The sequence below is a fragment of the Mycolicibacterium sp. P4_G11 genome, from assembly GCF_056555145.1.
Window position 1 is genome coordinate 1 of the sequence record NZ_JBFUJW010000025.1, and the last position, 949, is coordinate 949.

The window sequence follows — 949 nt, forward strand, 5'->3', positions numbered from 1 at the left end:
ACGACCTTGGCTTGGTTGTCGATGACCTTGGTCAGTCCGGCGTCGAACAGTGAACTGTGCGGGTCGGTGACGATATCGGACGACACGATCGGGGCGTCGTAGTACTTGAGGATCCCCTTCAACGGGCCCTCGGCGGCGGCCTGCATCGCCGCGTTGATCTCCGCCGCCGTGGCTGCGGTGCCCAGTTCGACGGTCAGGTCGGTGACCGAACCGGTGGGCACCGGCACCCGCAGCGCATACCCATCCAACTTGCCCTTGAGCTCCGGGAGCACCAGCCCGATGGCCTTGGCCGCCCCGGTGGAGGTGGGCACGATGTTGATCGCCGCCGCGCGGGCCCGGCGCAGATCCTTGTGCGGGCCGTCCTGCAGATTCTGATCCTGGGTGTAGGCGTGGATGGTGGTCATCAAGCCTTTGACGATGCCGAACTCGTCATTGAGCACCTTGGCGATCGGCCCCAGACAGTTCGTGGTGCACGAGGCATTGGAAATGATGTTCTGGCTACCGTCGTACCTGTCGTCATTGACACCCATCACGATGGTGATGTCCTCACCGGTCGCCGGCGCGGAGATGATCACCTTCTTGGCCCCGGCCTCCAAATGCCCCTTGGCTTTCGCGGCGTCGGTGAAAATCCCGGTCGACTCCACCACGATATCCACACCCAAATCGCCCCACGGCAACGCCGCCGGACCCTCCTTGACCGCCAAGGCCTTGATCTTGGCATCACCGACCACCAGGGTGTCGCCRTCRACCCGCACGTCATAGGGCAGCCGGCCCAGGATCGAATCGAACTTCAACAGATGAGCCAGCGCGTCAGTGGAGGTCAGGTCATTGACCGCCACGATCTCCAGATCGGTGTTGATGCCCGCCGCTTTTTGCGCGTCCAGAGCGCGGAAGAAGTTACGCCCGATGCGTCCGAAGCCATTGACGCCGATCCGAATAGTCACTGCTG

General features: G+C 63.0%; 1 protein-coding gene. It reads right to left on the reverse strand.

What is annotated here, in order from left to right; translation table 11 throughout:
• Positions 1–944, reverse strand: a 944-nt coding sequence (gene gap, locus AC1U2B_RS28575; RefSeq protein ID WP_480219435.1) for a type I glyceraldehyde-3-phosphate dehydrogenase, incomplete at its 3' end; no start/stop codon positions are given.
• Between the last annotated feature and the right edge of the window lie 5 nt (positions 945–949).